14 protein-coding genes are annotated in these 17,757 nt (G+C 61.2%); 7 read left to right on the plus strand and 7 right to left on the minus strand.

The features are described from left to right. Positions 1-59: 59 nt before the first annotated feature. On the minus strand, positions 60-485 hold the full coding sequence (locus tag ABOK31_RS26170) for a hypothetical protein (RefSeq protein WP_349959652.1): 426 nt from the start codon (positions 483-485) through the stop codon (positions 60-62). A gap of 10 nt (positions 486-495) precedes the next feature. After that, a complete protein-coding gene (locus tag ABOK31_RS26175; protein ID WP_349959654.1) occupies positions 496-1,686 on the minus strand; it encodes an NAD(P)/FAD-dependent oxidoreductase in 1,191 nt (396 codons plus the stop codon). Positions 1,687-1,805: 119 nt separating this feature from the next. On the opposite strand from ABOK31_RS26175, the gene ABOK31_RS26180 reads away from it, so the two are divergent. After that, on the plus strand, positions 1,806-2,600 hold the full coding sequence (locus ABOK31_RS26180; protein ID WP_174173079.1) for a helix-turn-helix transcriptional regulator: 795 nt from the start codon (positions 1,806-1,808) through the stop codon (positions 2,598-2,600). Between the two features lie 61 nt (positions 2,601-2,661). Here the strand turns inward: ABOK31_RS26180 and ABOK31_RS26185 are convergent, their stop codons facing one another. From ABOK31_RS26185 to ABOK31_RS26205, 5 genes are all read right to left on the minus strand, one after another. Then, complete coding sequence (locus tag ABOK31_RS26185) at positions 2,662-5,010, minus strand: heavy metal translocating P-type ATPase (RefSeq protein WP_349959655.1); 2,349 nt, start codon at positions 5,008-5,010, stop codon at positions 2,662-2,664. 177 nt (positions 5,011-5,187) lie between these two features. Further along, positions 5,188-6,165 (minus strand): zinc-binding dehydrogenase, encoded by a 978-nt coding sequence (locus ABOK31_RS26190; RefSeq protein WP_349959657.1) that lies wholly within the window; start codon positions 6,163-6,165, stop codon positions 5,188-5,190. Between the two features lie 41 nt (positions 6,166-6,206). Beyond that, on the minus strand, positions 6,207-6,809 hold the full coding sequence (locus ABOK31_RS26195) for a TetR/AcrR family transcriptional regulator (protein ID WP_349959658.1): 603 nt from the start codon (positions 6,807-6,809) through the stop codon (positions 6,207-6,209). A 56-nt stretch (positions 6,810-6,865) separates the two neighbouring features. Then, positions 6,866-8,122, minus strand: coding sequence for an arsenic transporter (locus ABOK31_RS26200; RefSeq protein WP_174173075.1), 1,257 nt, complete (start codon positions 8,120-8,122; stop codon positions 6,866-6,868). Between the two features lie 118 nt (positions 8,123-8,240). Beyond that, the gene (locus ABOK31_RS26205; protein ID WP_349959660.1) at positions 8,241-8,822 is read right to left on the minus strand and encodes a universal stress protein; all 582 of its coding nucleotides are present in this window, start codon (positions 8,820-8,822) and stop codon (positions 8,241-8,243) included. Positions 8,823-9,453: 631 nt separating this feature from the next. Between ABOK31_RS26205 and cydD the strand changes: the two genes are divergently transcribed. From cydD to ABOK31_RS26235, 6 genes are all read left to right on the plus strand, one after another. After that, positions 9,454-11,178: a thiol reductant ABC exporter subunit CydD gene (gene cydD, locus ABOK31_RS26210; RefSeq protein WP_174173271.1), complete on the plus strand. Its 1,725-nt coding sequence runs from the start codon at positions 9,454-9,456 to the stop codon at positions 11,176-11,178. After that, positions 11,175-12,866: a thiol reductant ABC exporter subunit CydC gene (cydC, locus tag ABOK31_RS26215; RefSeq protein ID WP_349959661.1), complete on the plus strand. Its 1,692-nt coding sequence runs from the start codon at positions 11,175-11,177 to the stop codon at positions 12,864-12,866. Before cydD ends, cydC begins: the two co-directional genes overlap by 4 nt. Positions 12,867-12,945: 79 nt before the next feature. Then, on the plus strand, positions 12,946-14,541 hold the full coding sequence (locus ABOK31_RS26220; protein ID WP_349959663.1) for a cytochrome ubiquinol oxidase subunit I: 1,596 nt from the start codon (positions 12,946-12,948) through the stop codon (positions 14,539-14,541). Positions 14,542-14,547: 6 nt separating this feature from the next. Next, positions 14,548-15,702, plus strand: a complete 1,155-nt coding sequence (gene cydB, locus ABOK31_RS26225) for a cytochrome d ubiquinol oxidase subunit II (RefSeq protein ID WP_349959665.1) — start codon at positions 14,548-14,550, stop codon at positions 15,700-15,702. An 18-nt stretch (positions 15,703-15,720) separates the two neighbouring features. After that, a complete protein-coding gene (gene cydX / locus ABOK31_RS26230) occupies positions 15,721-15,846 on the plus strand; it encodes a cytochrome bd-I oxidase subunit CydX (protein ID WP_349959667.1) in 126 nt (41 codons plus the stop codon). A 331-nt stretch (positions 15,847-16,177) separates the two neighbouring features. After that, positions 16,178-17,581 (plus strand): PLP-dependent aminotransferase family protein, encoded by a 1,404-nt coding sequence (locus tag ABOK31_RS26235; protein ID WP_349959669.1) that lies wholly within the window; start codon positions 16,178-16,180, stop codon positions 17,579-17,581. Positions 17,582-17,757: the final 176 nt, after the last annotated feature.

The following is a 17,757-nucleotide window of genomic DNA, read 5'->3' on the forward strand; positions in this document are numbered from 1 at the left end:
ATGCCGGATCGACGGGTTCTACGCCCGTCCGGTCCGGTTTTGCACTGAAGTAGCCCAGGCTATAGCATCGGTTGGCAGCCGGAAGAGGTCGCGGCGTCCTCTCCCTTGAGGATCCGCTCGGCAAGCTGCAGCGCTTCTTCTCGGGAAGCGACGATTTCCATTCTCATCCCGAAAGCCTTCGTCGCAAGGCTCATCTGCAACTGCATAGCGGTGCGCTTGATGATGCTTGCCTCGATGCCGATCACTGCCCTGCAAACCGTCGCAAGTGCCGTCTTGTTCTTCTTGAGCCAGATGCCGCGCGCCTTGCGATCCTCATGCTCGTCGCCTTCCATGATGACGACGAAAGGCATTGAGAGGTCGAGCAGGGCGTCCATTTCCCGCTCCCATTGTTTTGAATAGCCCGGCTGCACAGAGGCAGCGGATTGGCGCACAATCGGCCACAGGGACACATCGTGAAAGGCGAAGACGGTTGGATCGATTGTCATGCTAGTTTCCTCAGGCAATCTTATCGGTTACGGCAGCAAACAGCATCGCCGCACCACGTTCCGACGTGTCGATGGCGTGCGTCGCGCGTTCGCGCATGTCGGCCTCGTAATCCAGCAGGGCCGTGCAGGCCGTCTTCGGCTTCTTGCCGGCTTCGGCCAGGATCTGCGTCAGCATGCGAGCATCCTCGAGAGCGGTATTGGCGCCGAGTCCGCCCGCGGGGCTCATCGCATGAATGGCATCCCCCAGGAGGGTCACCGGACCGAACGGCCAAAGGGCGTCGGGGCGCCCGGTTCTGACCGAGAGTGCGGCAACGGCCGTTGATTTGCTCCGGCTGATGATCTGCTTCAGCTCCGGATGCCAGCCGCGCATGGCGGTTCTGAGCAAGACGGGCAGATCTTGAGTATGGTCATATGTTTCCAGCCCCAGCCTTTCGCGGGGGCCGATCAGTGCCCAATAGAGATAATCAGGGACCGGCGTGAGCTTGCAATCGGGCGCGAGCCTGCCGGCAAGGTTCGGGAGGTGGTCACGGAAACGCATGAGATCGAAGATTGCCGTGCACCCATCGGCAAAGATCACCGTCGTTCCGTCCCCAAGCAGATCGGCGGCATCGTTCAACGGCATTCCGCTCTTGCCATAGACACAAATAGAACCCGTATCCGCAGGCTCGGCATAGGGTACCAGCTGCTGGCGCACTTGCGAATTCACTCCGTCGGCACCAACGAGCAGGTTGCAGGAAACCGAGGTTGCGCCTTCGAAATGCACCTCGACGTGGCCGTCATCCACGCAACGGTATCGTGTGAAGGCATGTCCGAAATGAACGTGATCCTCGATCCCCGACAGCAGGATTTCGCGAAGAGTGAGGCGATTGACGCTCAGATCGCCGCCGTCTTCATCCTCGCCGGCATCCCAGCTCACCGGCGTGCGCCCCGTGATGGGCAGAAGCTGAGGGGTCAGGAAGCACGCGGATCGAGGGCTCGCCGAAGCGGTCGCTCGAAAGAGATCAAGCAGAGCTGTCGGCAGGCATGATGCCAACGCTTTTTGTCCGTTTGCGTCGACACGGATGCGATAGCCTTGCAAGCGGCTATCAGCGGTCGGATCGCGCTCATACACGTCAAAGCGGATGCCGGCGCGCTGCAACCCCTGTGCAAGGCACAAGCCACCGAGGCCCGCGCCGATGATGACGACATGAAAGTCCTGCATGGGTCTTCTATTCCATTCACTGGTCGATTTTTGATCTTACGGGAGAAGGGTAGCCTAAGACGGCAGGAGCGTGATAACGACATTCGGTCTTTAAATGTTGCAAAGCGGCCAAACGAAACATGGATATCGAAGATATTGGCGACCGTCTCGACGGGCCGCCGCTCATCGCCTTCTGGGGATCGGATGAACCGGGCAGTGCCTTCCGCCTCGGGACTCAGGAATATGATTGGCACGCGCATGCGCGTGGGCAGCTGTTCTGCATCGAAAGCGGGCTCGTCCGTGTCGATACGCCAGATGGCTCCTGGCTCTTGCCGCCGCAGCGTGCGGGCTGGATTCCGCCTGGGATCATGCACAAAGCAGGGATCAACGGCGTGCTGAGCGGCTGGGGCATCCTGCTGACACCGGACGCCAGCACCGGATTGCCGGCGACACCCTGCGTTCTGAGCGTGAGCGAGGTCATGCGGGCATTGGTGCGCCGCGCGACGACATGGCATTGGGAAGAAAAGCTCTCACCGCAGCAGCGTCGTCTGGCAGCTGTCTTGCTCGACGAAGTTCGGGCCGCACCGCGCGAAAGCCTGCATTTGCCTATGCCGGCGGATCGACGCGCTTTGCGCATCGCAGACGCCGTCCTGCAGAACCCGGCCAGCGAGGAGACGCTTCATGCGTTGGCGTTGCGAGCGGGGGTCTCCGAACGATCGGCCAGACGGCTCTTCAATGCCGAAACGGGCATGTCCTTTGCCAACTGGCGGCAGCAGGCACGCTTGCTGCTTGCGCTTGAATATCTGAGTGCGGGCAAACCGATCGCTGAAGTAGCAGACGGCCTGGGATATGCGAGCGCCAGCAGCTTCATCGCCATGTTCCGGAAGGCCTTCGGCCTGTCACCGCGTCGCTATCTCTCCGTTCGGAAAGCTTGATACGAGCCTGGACGACAACAGAAAAAGGGCGCCGACGTGTGGGTCGGCGCCTTTGTGTGGTTTAGGCGGCTACCCGGCGAGGCCGAAGGCCGAGCAAGCGAAGCGCATTCATGGTGACGAGCACGGTTGCGCCGGTATCGGCGAGGATTGCCGGCCAGAGCCCGGTGATGCCGATGATCGTGGTCACCAGGAACACACCCTTCAGGCCGAGCGCGATGGTGATGTTCTGGCCGATGTTGCTCATCGTCCGCTTGGAAAGATCGATCATCTCGATGACATCTCCGACGCGGCCATGCAGCACGGCGGCATCCGCCGTCTCGAGCGCGACATCGGTCCCTCCGCCCATGGCGATCCCGACATCGGCGGCTGCGAGTGCGGGCGCGTCGTTGATGCCATCGCCGACCTTGGCAACGCGAAAACCCTGCCGTTTCAGGTCGCCGACAATCCGCTGCTTGTCTTCGGGCAGCAATTGCGCGCGAACTTCTATGCCGAGTGTCTTGCCGATTGCCTGTGCCGTGCGCTGATTGTCACCCGTCAGCATGATCGTCTTGATGCCCGCATCGGCAAGAGCCTTGAGGCCTGCGGCCGTATCGGCACGCGGCTCGTCGCGCATGGCGAGCAGGCCGGCGGCGGAACCCTTGGCAACGAGAATGGAGACGGTCTTTCCGTCGTCGTTGAGCGCGGCGATACGGACAGACTGTTCGGCAGTCAGTGAGATCCTATCAGCCGCTGCCAGCGGCGATCCGAGGAATACGTCGATACCATCGACCGTGCCGCTCACGCCCTTGCCACCGATTGCCTTCGCATCCATGATCTGCGGGATATCCGTTCCGGCTGCGGCCGCGCGGTCGAGGATTGCGCGAGCGAGCGGATGGCTGGAGCCGGTTTCGAGCGCGGCTGCCAGCCGCAGTACGTCTGTATCGCTCATGCCGAGACTAACGATATCGGTGACCTTGGGCTTGCCTTCGGTCAGGGTGCCTGTCTTGTCGAAAGCGACGGCGGTGACCTTGCCGATATTCTCGAGCACGGCGCCGCCCTTCAGCAACAGGCCGCGGCGGGCGCCGGCAGAGAGTGACGCCGCGATTGCCGCCGGCGTCGAGATGACGAGGGCGCAGGGGCAACCTATCAGCAGGATCGCCAGGCCCTTATAGACCCACTCACTCCAGCCGCCGCCCAGGAACAGAGGCGGGATGACAGCGATGAGTGCGCCGACAACGACGACACCTGGCGTGTAATAGCGGGAGAAGCGATCGATGAAACGCTCGGTCGGAGCCTTCGATTCCTGCGCTTCCTCGACGAGCTTGACGACGCGGGCGATGGTATTGTCGGACGCCGCCGCCGTGACGCGAACCCGCAGCGCTGCGTCGCCGTTGACCGTGCCGGCAAAGACGGCTGCATCCACGCCCTTGCGCACCGGCGTGCTTTCGCCTGTCACCGGCGCCTCGTCGATGGCGCTCTCGCCGGAAAGGATCACGCCGTCGGCCGGAATACGGTCGCCCGGGCGAACCAGGATGGTGGCACCGACGGCAAGGCTTTCGGCCTGCACATCGCGGGTCTTGCCATTCTCCTCAAGGAGGGCCGTCTTGGGCACCAGATCCGTCAGAGACTGGATGCTGGCGCGCGCCTTGCCGGCGGCGACGCCCTCCAGCAATTCACCAATCAGGAAGAGGAAGACGACGGCTGCGGCTTCTTCGCTGGCGCCAATGATAACGGCGCCGATGGCCGCAATCGTCATCAGCATCTCGATCGAGAACGGTGTTCCCATCCTTGCGGCCATGAAGGCCCGCCTGGCGATCGGCAACAAGCCCACAAGCATGGCGGCGGTAAAGATCCAGACATCCAGTGCAGGAACCAGCTTGCCGATCCCCCAGGCAGCGGCAAGCGCCAAGCCGCTGGCAATGGTCAGACGACCCTTGGCGGATTTCCACCATGGCCCGATGGTTGGCCCGTGATCGTGACCATGAAGACCAGCCACCGTGGCATCGCGCTCTTCGGAGGCGTGGCTATGACTGGAATGATCATGCCGATGGCCGGCGGCGCCATGATCGTGGTCGCCGTGATCATGATCGTGCCCAGCATGGTCATGATCGTGACTATGGGCATCCGATTTGTGATCGTAATGATCATGTCCACATCCGCAGGCATGATCGTCCTTCTCTACCTTTGGTGCGGGGGCGCTGCTTTGCGGCAGCGGGAAAACCTTGTAGCCGAGGCCCGTGACCCGCTTGGCGATGTTGGGCAGCAGATCGGGATCGCCCTGATGTCTGACCGTCATCGTGCCTGCTGTGACCGAGACGGAAACATCCTCGACACCCTGCAGCCGGCGAACGGCTGTGTCGATTTTCGCAGCGCAGGAAGCGCAGTCCATGCCCTCTACGCGATAGCGGCTCTGTTGTGTGGTCGATGTCATGTTTCGGTTCCAAATTTTCTCTTGGAACCACTGCTACATCCTCTAGTAACTAGAGGGACAAGAGCAATTTTGCGTATTTTCGTGTGATTGTTCGCAGGTAGCGGCAATCGACCTTGCCGCACCCGTGATGCCACCCAGCTCCATGTGTCATTTGTCACGCCATGGTGCGGGGGAAGCCTATAGCTTCAGCAAAACCTTTCCAGCCTTGCCGGGCGCCAGCGAGGATTTCACGGCTTCCGCGATCTCCGTGATGTCATAGGCCGCTTCCACCGGCAGCTTGACTTCACCGGAGGCGACGCGGGTGATCAATTCGCTGATCAGCCGGCGGCGCTCTTCCGGCGGCATTGCTGCGCTGACCTTTGTGCCCCAGAAGCCCTTGATCGTAAGCTGCTTGAAGATGACGGCCCTTGAGGCGATCTGCATCGGCTTGCCGGCCGCAGTGCCGAAGGAAACCAGCAGGCCATTTTCGCCCAGAAGATCGGCCAGGTCATTGCTCGCGACACCACCGACGGAGTCCACCGCGGCGCGGATCGGCGCGTCGCCGATCATGGCACGCACCTTTGCCTTCCAATCTGTCGCGGCAGTCGAGACGGCGTTGCCGATGCCGAATGCGGACAGCTCGTCGATGCCGCCATCGCGCCGAACGAGATTGATCATGTGTATGCCGCGGCTGCGCGCCAGCATGGCAAGCGTTTTGCCGACTGCTCCGTTCGCAGCGTTCTGGATGATCCAGTCGCCGGGCTCGACATTGAGGGATTCCAGCAGCGAAATGGCGCTGAACGGCATGGCGATCAGCTGTGCTGCGGCCTCGTCGGAAATCACGTCGGGCACCGGAACGAGACTTGCCGCCGGCGCGGTGAATTGTTCGGCCCAGGTGCCATGGACGCCGGCCGCGACAACACGCTTGCCAATCAGCGTCTTGTCGACACCCGGTCCGACGGCATCGACGAAACCGACCGCCTCACTGCCGCCGATGGCCGGCAAAATCGGCTTGTAGCCATAGGCGCCGCGCACGGTCCAAAGATCGTGATTATGGATAGGGGAGAGAATGGTGCGAATGCGCACATCTCCGGCGGCGGGCTCCGGCAGCGGCATGTCGGCCAGATAAAGGACCGCAGCCGGATCGCCGAAGACATCGTGGATGGCACTGCGCATTGTATTTTCCTTGCGTGTTGACATGCTGGTCCTGCTTTGGATCAAAGGCTGCCGGGTGCCGAAAGGGCTTGTTCGGTGGCAAGCAAGGCCTGGTCGAGCGGTGTCTTGTCTTTTCCAAGCTTGGCCAGGATCGCTGCCCCGAGCCAGAGGCTATAGAGCGAACGAGCCGTCTTTTCCGGGATGCAAGATGGTGAAATCGAGCCATCCTCGCGTCCCTCGGTAATTGTTTTGGTGAGGCGGCGAATGAGATCCTCGACGCCGCCGAGCAGGATGACGCGCATATTGTCCGAAAGATCGGAGATTTCGGCGGCAAGCTTTACGACCAGGCACCGGTCGGCGAGGCTGGCCGTGTTGCCATCGGAAAGCCAGGCATCCCAATAGTGCATCAGGCGTTGGCGGCCATTGCCCTTCCAGCCGAAGAGCGCGTCGAGCCGCTCGGCATAGTCAGAGCAATATTGCTTCAGCAGGGCACAGCCGAAGGCTTCTTTGGACGCGAAATAGTAGTAGAACGAGCCTTTCGGCACGGCGCTCTGTTCGAGCAGTTCCTTCAGGCCCACGCCTCCGAAACCCTTGCGCAGCACCAGTTCCCGCCCGATTGCGAGAATATGGCTCCGAGTCAGCTCCGATTTCTTCTTCGTCATCATGAGCGGTCCGTAACAAATAATCGACCGGTCGTCTATAAACCCGATGTTGTTCGCCGTCAGATCAGTGCGAGCGCTGCAAGCGAGAGGATCAAAGCCGGAAACATCACAAGAGCGCCGATCCTCAGGAAAGCCAGGGCTCCCATGTGGAGCCCTTCGCGGCGAAGAGCGGCAAGCCAGAGGATGGTGGCGAGCGAGCCGGTTACCGACAGGTTGGGGCCGAGATCGACGCCGATCAGCACCGCGCCGGCAATAGAATCAGGAACATGAGCCGCCTGCACTGCGCTGCCGGCGAAGAGGCCGGCCGGCAGATTGTTGACGAGATTGGAGACGATCGCAACGGAAAGCCCGGCAACGCCGACTGCCTGTGTCTGCGACTGTGCGGCGAGCAATGAGAGCTTATCGGATAGGAGAGCGGTAAGGCCGGTATGGTTGACCGCCTCGACGATCACGAAAAGACCTGCAACCAGAGGTATAACGCTCCAGCTTATGCCACGAAGGGTCTCCAGCGGATTTTGCCGGGTAAGGGCAAGAACGATGATGGTTGTGGCGAGGCCTGCGACAAATGTCGGGATGCCGAGGTCGAAATTCATGGCCGATGCCGCGATCAGGATGAGAGCGGTGACCACGAGCCCCCAGCCCGCCAGCCGGGCACTGTGGGAGAGGAGAGGTTGTGCGACATCGCGGGCGATCGTGTCTTCGGCCAGTGCACGTCGTTGCGTCCAATAGAGGCAGGCAAAGGTGACGATGATCGATACGATGGACGGCAGCAGGAAAGTCTGCATCCAGCGCGACAGGGGTGGCATCTCGCCGCCGGCGAAGATGACCAGATTGGCCGGATTGGAAATCGGCAGCACGAAGCTCGCGGCATTGGCGATGAAGGCGCAGACCAGCAGGTATGGCATGGGGTCTTTTACCCGCGCCGCGCGGCAGGCTGCGTAGACGGCCGGCGTGAGCACGACGGCGGTTGCGTCGTTGGACAGAAATACCGTCACGACCACGCCGACGACGTAGACGAGCGCGAACAACCGGCGAGGGGAGCCCTTGGCATGCGAGGTGGCGATCGCCGCCACCCAGTCGAAGAGCCCTTCGCGTCGCGCAAGCTCCGACAGCAGCATCATGCCGATCAGGAAGAGATAGACATCGAATCCTTTGGATATGCCCGCCCAGATGTCGGCTGGGCCGATGAGCCGCAGAGCGACGAGTAGTGCAGCGCCGAGAACCGCCCAGATCGCTTCCGGCCACCGGAACGGGCGTGTGACGACACCGAGGGCGGTCAGGCCGGCGATGCTCCAGGTGATGGCGGATTCGGTCATTCGGCTCGTCTTGGATTTGAGGTTGGAGCGGCTATGTAGCATCACCGCGGGACGGAGCAAACCGGGCTGACGTTATGTCTCGACAGAATCCTGTACGATATGCCGATCCGACAGCGCGCTATACCTTCTTCGCTGTGGCCGCTCTCTTTGTCGTATCATCGTGCGTTTTGTCGGCTCGCTCGACGAGGACGGAACATTCTGCGTGGCGTATGACATATTCTACCGTCGAACCGAATATGCGATCGATGATATCGGACGTATGCGTCGCAAGAATGATCAGGTCGGCCTTCTTCTCCTGGGCGACGGTCAGAAGCGTTTTCGACGCCGTGCCCATGCGCACATCGACGGAGGCGGTAATGCCAAGACGCCTGCACAAGGCATCGAGCTTTTCTTCAGCTTCCGTAATTACTGAAACAGCCCAATCGTCCGGGCTTTCGCGCCCAGAGGGGAAACGCTCGATAACATGCGCGACCGTCAATTCACCGCCCGGGGATAAAAGTGCCTGAGACGTTCGCAACAGGCGTTCGGCGCGCTCGCGTGAGCCCAACCCAATTGCGCAAATGATCCTGTCATACATTGCATTCTCCCAAAACGCCTCGGTCCGAAGCAGTTCTTCGGCATCACTTGCAATCTGTCCGGTTAAACTTGTCCGGACAAGCAAACGAGTATCCAACACATCGATAATGGTGGCATCCGTCAAGTCTCGTCGCCGGTATGATGCAAACCATACATATCTGCGCGCCTCGGCCGATGACTGTCCGTTTCGCAGTCGGCATCGATTCATTCGATCGGGTGATTCGCCGGCCTGGCGTGAAGTTTACCGCAAGAGAGGTCAAATGGTCGCGGTTTTCATGTCCGACCGGATGGTGAGCGGCGAGGGATCTGCGCTTCCCGAGTAAGCGTCAGAATCGGGGAAAATTGCTGCAGTGCAAACGGTTTAGCTGCCGGACGATGTGACGCCACTATCGCAACAACATAGAAATATCATGGGCTTCTGCGGCAATCTGACATGGCTGTGGCAATGCCCTGCGACATCCTGCGCGCTTTTGCGCAGTGCACAAACTGCCTTAGAACCATGTCGCGAACAACTTGCCATGGGATCAACCCATCGGCGAGACGGGCGCTGCTATTCTTGTCGCTGACAAGAGGCAGAAAGCCAGTCATATTGGGGCTCCGATATCGTCGATTGCGGCAAGTGCGTTCTGGGTTCGACGAAGGATTGATGATCTGCAATGCAGTTCATTCGATCTTTATTGGTCGGCGGACCCTCCTTGATGACACTGACTTGGAAAGGACGGGCTCACGTGACAGCCTCCTCCGCCACCGATGGAATGTTGGAAAGACGCAAGGTTGCGAATCCGCCTTCGTCAGAGAGTTCGACTATCGACAAGGCGGCAAAAGAGCCGATGGCCGCAAAATGTCGCGGCCTCCGCCTTGCATCAGCGCTACTCTGCCTGTCTTCTCTCGGATGGATCGGTCAGGCGGCAATGCTTGCTATAGGCGTGGGGGCGATCAGCCAAGGTGGCGGTGTTGGCGAGGTCGCGGTTCCGGCCGCCGTAGTTGCGGGGATCGGCGTCCTGCGGGCCTTCCTGGATGCGACGGGCGGGCGGCTCGCATTTCTCGCCGCGCGCCGGGAGCTGAGTACGCAGCGTGCAGCAGCAGCCGCGGCACTGGCCACACGCTCGCCTCTCGACAGCGGCAGACCCGCATCCGGTTTGGCGGCAAGCGTGCTGGGTGAGCAGGCGGAAGCGGTCGTTCCCTATCTCGCGCGCTTCCGTCCGACCCGCATGAGGGCAAGTCTGGTGCCGCTCGTCATGCTCATCTGTATCCTGCCGATTTCGTGGCTGGCTGCGCTGATCCTCGCGCTCTGCGCGCCGCTCATCCCGATTTTCATGGCACTGATCGGCTGGCGTGCGAAAGCCGCCAGCGAGAAGCAGCTTGCCGAAACCGGCGGTATCAATGCCTTTCTGCTCGATCGTCTTCGCGGCCTCGCGACCATTCGTGCGCTCGACGCCGTTGATCTCACGGCCCGGCGTCTGCGCGCGGATGCGGACTCGCTGCGGCTGCGTACCATGGCTGTGCTCAGGATCGCGTTCCTGTCTTCGGCGGTGCTCGAATTCTTCGCCGCACTCGGCGTTGCCGCGACGGCCGTCTATGTCGGCTTCAGCCTTTTAGGCTCGATCGAGATCGGCACCTGGTACGGCAGTCTTACATTGACGCAGGGCCTCTTCATTCTGCTGCTCGCGCCTGCCTTCTTCGAGCCGTTGCGAGAGCTGTCCGCCGTTTGGCATGACCGCGCCAATGGCGAGGCGGCACTTTCGGCATTGAGAGAGCTGACATCATCACGCCAAACCATCCTCGGCGGCGCCGACTTGCAATCGTCCACGTCGATAAGCGAAGCCTCTGTCGAGATCGAAGCTCTGGTCTTCCGCCATATGCCGGAGCGAGACGCCGCAATCGATCATTTCGATCTTTCTATCGGGGCCGGGGAACATGTGGCGCTCTGGGGTGCCAGCGGCTCGGGCAAGACCACGCTGCTGTCGCTGATCGCCGGCCTCGCGCGGCACGAGGCCGGTGTCATCAGGATCGGCGGCATCCCGCTGCGTGACGACACAGCCGATGCATTGCGCCGCCGCATGACGTGGATTGGTCAATCGCCGCATATCTTTGCCGGCAGCGTCATGCGCAATATTAACCTGGGGCGCGGCGACATCGACGCTTCCGCCGTGGTTTCGGTTCTCGAAGGCGTTGCTCTCGATCGGGTCTTTACCCCGGAACGGATAGCTGCGGTCGGTGAGGGAGGGCTCGGTCTTTCCGGCGGCGAGGCGCTGAGACTGATGCTGGCGCGGATGATGGTCGAGGAGCGGGCCGATATCATCCTTGCGGACGAGCCGACCGCCCATCTTGATGCGCAGACTGCTGCCGCCGTCACAGATGCGCTGCTCGCGCTCGCCAAGGGCCGTGTCCTGATCGTCGCCACACATGATCCCGTGCTTGCCGCGCGGATGAATCGCATCGTCCGGCTCGATGAGCGGGCGCGGAGAGTGGCGGCATGAAGACCTCCCTCAAGACCCTTTTACCGCTGGTCAGGCTATTCTGGGTCGAGCGCGGCGCGAGCCTTGCTCTCGGCGTAGGCTTGTCGGTGTTGGCAATGCTTGCCGGCGGCGGACTGCTGGGACTGTCCGGCTGGTTCATCACCGCCTCGGCCCTTGCCGGTCTGACGGCTGCGAGCGCTGCGGTTTTCGACGTCTTCATGCCATCGGCCGGCATCCGCCTGCTCGCAATCGGCCGGACGGCTGCTCGATACGGCGAGCGGCTTGTTACGCATGATGCGACCCTCAGGGTTCTTGCCGCTTTGCGCGAGAGGTTGTTTCGTGGCTGGGCGGAGCCTTCTGCGGCTGCGGCCATGGCCCGCCGGCCGGCGAAGCTGCTGTTTCGCCTGACGAATGATGTCGATGCGCTCGATTCCCTCTATCTGCGTGTGCTGGTGCCGGCCGCTGTCGCCGGTCTTGCCGCTATTGCGGTGACGATCGCGCTCTGTTTTATCGATCCATCGTTCGGCGTCACGGCAGGGCTGTGGCTTGTCGCGCTCTGTCTTGGCCTTTCCCTCGTCGCGGCGCATCTGGCGCTGAAGCCGGGGCGCCGCCGCGCCCACGCGATAGAAGCGTTGCGGGCCCGGATTGTCGACCTTGTTGCCGGTCAGACCGATCTGGCGATGGCCGGACAGCTGCAGGCACAACGCACGGCGATTGCCGAGGCGGATCAGCGGTTGGCCGAAGCGGACAATGCCTTGAACCGGATCGATAGTGGCGTCGCAGCCGGCTTTTCACTTGGGTCGACATTCCTGTTGACGGCGACGCTGCTTGTGGTTGCCATGCTTGCCAGGCAGGGAACGATTGGCGCGCCTGCCTCTGCCTTCGCGCTGCTGATTGCCTTCGCCGCCACGGAGCCTTTTGCGGCTCTTAGACGAGGGGCGCTCGAACTCGGACGAACCCTGCTTGCTGCAAGGCGCATTGCGCCTCGATTGAGCCCGGCCGCCGCTCCCATGCCACGGGTTGAACCGGTCGCCGGCTATGCCTTCCAGCTCAGCGCTGTCGTCGCCGGACACGAGGGAGCTTCCCGCCCGGTCCTGAACGATCTGTCCCTGTCGCTGCCGGTCGGCGAGCGGCTGGCGGTCGTGGGGGAAAGCGGTGTCGGCAAATCGACGTTGCTGGCCGTGCTTGCGGGCGAGATTGTCGCGACGAGTGGCTCGGTGGCTCGTCAGCCGGCTGCGACGCTGACGCAGCGTAGCGAGCTGTTTCGAGACACGGTGCGAGGCAATCTGAAGCTGGCAGCTCCTCATGCGGACGACAACTACCTATGCGATGCGCTCGCAACGGCCGGTCTGCTCCACGACATCGACGCGCTTCCCCATGGCCTTTCAACGCGCCTCGGCGAAGGCGGCAACGGCCTTTCCGGCGGCCAGCTTCGCCGGCTGGCGCTCGCGAGGCTCCTGTTGCGCGATACGCCGCTCTGGCTTTTCGATGAGCCGACGGAGGGTCTCGATGCTGTTACGGCCCGTGCCGTGCTTGCTCGGCTGGCCTCGGCGGCCGATGGGCGCAGTCTCGTCATTGCAACACACATTCGTCGCGAGGCTGCCCTGGCAGATCGGATCGTCGCTCTGGACGGCGGCCGCATCGTCGCCATGGCTGCGCGCGGCACACCGGAATTCGAAATGCTTCTCGATCGGCTGCGGCCGGATTGAGGGGCAATCAACATGCCCGCGGCGTGTCGAATAGCGCCGCATTCCTGTCAGACACACCGTAGGGGGTGGGAGAAAGACTATGGAACTCGATATCGTGGCGCTGTCGCGCCTGCAGTTCGCCATGACGGCACTGTATCATTTCTTATTCGTGCCGCTGACGCTCGGCCTTTCCGTGCTGCTTGCCATCATGGAGACGACCTACGTCATGACCGGCCGCCAGATCTGGCGGCAGATGACGAAGTTCTGGGGAACGCTCTTCGGCATCAACTTCGTGCTCGGCGTCGCCACCGGCATCGTGATGGAATTCCAATTCGGTATGAACTGGAGCTATTACAGCTATTATGTCGGCGATATTTTCGGCGCGCCGCTGGCAATCGAAGGTCTGATGGCTTTCTTCCTGGAGGCGACTTTCGTCGGCCTGTTCTTCTTCGGCTGGGACAAGCTGTCGAAAGTTGGCCATCTGGTCGCGACCTGGGCTGTGGCGCTGGGCTCGAATTTCTCGGCCTTGTGGATTTTGATCGCCAATGGCTGGATGCAGAACCCGGCAGGCTCCGCGCTCAACCCGCAGACTATGCGCATGGAGATCGTCAGCTTCTTCGACGTCGTCTTCAATCCGGTAGCACAGGCGAAGTTCGTTCACACCGTTTCCGCCGGTTACGTCTGTGCTTCGGTCTTCGTGCTCGGCGTCTCGGCCTGGTATCTCCTGAAGGGCCGCAGCGTAGAGCTTGCCAAGCGATCGATGACGGTTGCCGCATCCTTCGGCCTGGCTTCGGCACTGTCGGTCGTCGTGCTGGGTGACGAGAGCGGCTATCTGACGACCGAACATCAGAAGATGAAACTTGCGGCAATCGAGGCTATGTGGAAGACAGAGCCGGCGCCGGCCGCTTTTACTGCCTTCGGCTTTCCAGACCAGGAGGCCCGCGAGACCCATTATGCCATTCATATCCCCTGGGCCATGGGCCTGATCGGCACGCGGTCGCTGACGACGGAAATCCCTGGCATCGACAAGCTCGAGGAACAGGCCAAGGATCGCATTCGCGAGGGCATCAAGGCCTATGATGCACCGACGAAGATCCGCGCTGCAAAGCCGGCGACGCCCGGCGAGGCCTCGCAGGATGTGGCCACAGCACGCACCTCTTTCGAGGATATCGGCCACGAGCTCGGTTATGCCCTGCTTTTGAAACGCTATGTCGACGATCCGCGCCAGGCGACCGAGGAACAAATCGCCAAGGCTGCCCGCGACACCATTCCGAATGTGCCGACGCTTTTCTGGTCCTTCCGCATCATGGTCGGGCTCGGCATGTTCTTCATTCTGTTGATGACGGTGTTTTTCTGGCTCTCGGCACGGCGTAAACTGGATCGGTATCCGTTGCTGCTGAGGATCGCGGTTTTCGCCATTCCGCTGCCCTGGGTCGCCATCGAGCTTGGCTGGGTCGTCGCGGAATTCGGCCGTCAGCCCTGGATTATCGAAGGCGTGCTGCCGACGGCCGCGGCCGTCTCCAATCTCGGCGCCGGCACCGTGCTGCTCACCATCCTCGGCTTTGCCGCGCTCTACACCGTCCTCATCGTCATCGAGATGACGCTGATGATCAAGTCGATCCGCAAAGGCCCCGAACCGGATGATGAACCGGAGGCCAAGCTGATTTCCGAAAACCTCGTTCCCGCTGCGGAGTGACCTGCCATGATCCTGCATGAATTGATCGACTACGAGACCCTGCGCATCATCTGGTGGCTGCTTCTCGGCGTGCTTTTGATCGGCTTTGCCGTCACCGATGGCTTCGACCTCGGCGTCGGCACGCTGCTTCCCTTCGTCGCCAGGACGGATACGGAGCGGCGCATTGCCATCAACTCGATCGGCCCGACCTGGGAAGGCAACCAGGTTTGGCTGATCCTTGGCGGCGGCGGGATTTTCGCTGCCTGGCCTCCACTCTACGCCGTATCCTTTTCCGGCTTCTATCTTGCGATGTTCGCCATCCTGTTTGCCCTGATCCTGCGGCCGGTCGCGTTCAAATATCGTTCCAAGCGCGATAGCGCCGGCTGGAAAGCAGGCTGGGACTGGGCTTTGTTCGTTGGCGGGTTCGTTCCATCGCTGATCTTCGGCGTGGCGGTCGGTAACGTGCTCCAAGGCGTGCCGTTCCGTTTCGACGACGATATGCGCATCTTCTACGAAGGCTCCTTCTTCGCGCTTCTGAACCCATATGCTCTCCTCTGTGGCCTGCTGTCTGTCGCCATGCTCGTGATGCACGGCGCTGCCTGGCTCCTCGTCAAGACAGATGGGGTTGTTGCCGAGCGCGCGCGTCGGTTCGGCATTGTGGCGGCTCTTGCCGTGATCGTGCTCTTTGCGCTCGGCGGCCTGTTCCTTTGGCTTGACATAGACGGCTATCGCATCGCCAGTGCAATCGATGTCGCAGGCCCGTCCAATCCGCTTCTGAAGACGGTTGAACACAGCGCGGGCGCATGGCTTGGCAATTACAATGTCCATCCATGGATGCTGATCGCCCCGACTTTTGGCTTCGTCGGCGCAGCAGCGGCCTTGCTTGCCATGCTCGGCCGGCGTGAGGTGACCGTGCTGCTATTCAGCAAGCTTGCCATCTTCGGCATCATCTCGACGGTCGGCGTGTCGATGTTCCCCTTTATTCTGCCGTCATCGCTTGACCCGCGCTCCAGTCTGACGGTGTGGGACGCTTCGTCCAGTCACCTGACGCTGTTCATCATGCTCGTCGTTGCCATCATCTTCCTGCCGATCGTGCTTGCCTATACCGCATGGGTCTACCGCGTGCTGTGGGGCAAGGTCGATGAAGCGACGGTGAATGACAAGGGCGGCCACGCCTACTAATCCTCAAGGAGATTTCGCATGTGGTACTTTGCCTGGCTTCTCGGCTTCCCTCTCGCGGCAGCATTCGCCGTCCTCAACGCCATGTGGTACGAGCTGGTGGATGATCAAGCGAAAGCTAAAGCCGCGGGCGCTCACGAGAAATGAGTGAGACGTCCCATTCTTGATGGAACTTTGCCATATGTTCGGCGCGCCGGCCAAAAACCGGCGTGCCGAGCTTGCAGGGACGAATCGCGATAACCGGGATATAGGCCTTCGAGTTTATGACTGCTGGGGCGCTCAAACAGCTTTGTCATGCCATCAATTACAGGAACATCGGCCGGTTCAAAACATTCATGGATCGAAAATATTGCTGCATTTGTCTTTTCAGGGACGAAAGTGGGGCCGATAGCTCCACATAACGGGAATTGTATGCAATGATATGCAATCAATGCCGACCGGAGTTTAAGCTCAGGTCCGGTCTCGTGCGGAGCATGAAATGAAAGACTGGCATCCCGATCTCAGCCGCTCCTCCAGCCCCCGCTACATCGCCATAGCTGACCTGATCGAGATGGATTTGCGCAGCGGCGTTCTTGTCGCCGGCGACAGGCTGCCGCCGCAACGCGCGCTTGCCAGGCGTCTCAATATCGATTTTACGACCGTTGCGCGCGGCTACGTCGAGGCGCAGAAGCGCGGGCTGGTGGATTCCCATGTCGGGCGCGGGACGTTCGTGACCGGCAGGCAGGAGAGGGAGCGCCGAAGTTTCGTCCTCGACGCCGCTTCCGATCCGCGTCGTGCCTCCGCGATCGATTTTTCGATGAATCTGCCGCCGGAGCCGAGTGATCCGGATCTTCTTGCTCGGATGCAGGAGGGCATGTCGGCCGTGGCGGTCGATCTCATTCCCTTGCTGCGTTATCAAGGGTTCGGTGGTCTGGCTATGGACAAGGAGGCTGCCGCAAGGTGGCTCAGCCGCCGCGGGCTTACTCCGGCACAGGAACGCATCTTCGTAACACCTGGCGCGCACCCGGCCTTGCTGGCGATCTTTGGCCTCTTGGCCAAGCCTGGCGAAACCGTGCTTTCGGAAAACATCACCTATCCCGGCATGCGTTCGATTGCGGCGCAGCTTCGGCTCAATCTCGCGGGCCTGGCGATGGATGACGAAGGTATCTTGCCGGAAGCCTTTGAAGAAAGCTGCGAGCGCCTGCGGCCGAAGGCGCTTTACCTCAACCCGACGCTGCAGAACCCGACAACGCTGACTATTCCGCAGAAGCGACGCGAAGCCATTGCCGCGATTGCCTGCAAATATCGCGTGCCGATCATCGAGGATGATGCTTATGGCTTCATTCCGCTGGACGCGCCAGCGCCAATGGCTGCAATCGCACCGGGTCTGACTTGGCATATCGGTGGATTGGCGAAGTGCATTGGTGCGGGGTTGCGCCTCGCCTTCGTCGTGGCACCGGACAACCGGTCGATATGGCCCTTCGTCAGTACGATGCGGAGCAACAATGTCATGGCGTCGCCGCTCAATATGGCGCTCGCGACGCGCTGGATCGAAGATGGTACCGCGGATGGCATCCTGCGCTTCATTCGCACGGAGGCCGCCGCCCGCCAGGAGATGGTTGCGGACATATTGCCATCAGGCAGCTACCGGGCCGATCCCATCAGCTTCAATATATGGCTGCCGCTCGGCGGCGGATGGACGCGCGCCACCTTTGGCAGCCACATGCGCAATGTGGGCATTGGCGTTGTCGCAAGCGACGCCTTCACGGTAAACGGCATGGCTCCCGAGGCCGTGCGCGTTTGTCTTGGTGGCCCGATAGGTCGCGAAGCCTTGAAAGGTGCGTTGAGTTTCATGGCGCATGCGCTGCAGGGGCCGCCGGAATTGACCGCTTCCTTCTTCTAATCTCCGGGCGCAATATTGCCATTGATCGGAGGAGCGCTGGCTCCTTGCCGCACCTATTCCCTTAATTTTCTGGGATTACCGCTGCGTCATTCTGCCAAATGGACGCATAGGATGCATTCATTATATTCATATTGAATGCAAGCAATCGCGATATTGATTGCTTGCTCTTGGAAGAT

The organism is Rhizobium sp. ZPR4 (genome assembly GCF_040215725.1).
Taxonomy (GTDB): domain Bacteria; phylum Pseudomonadota; class Alphaproteobacteria; order Rhizobiales; family Rhizobiaceae; genus Rhizobium; species Rhizobium rhizogenes_D.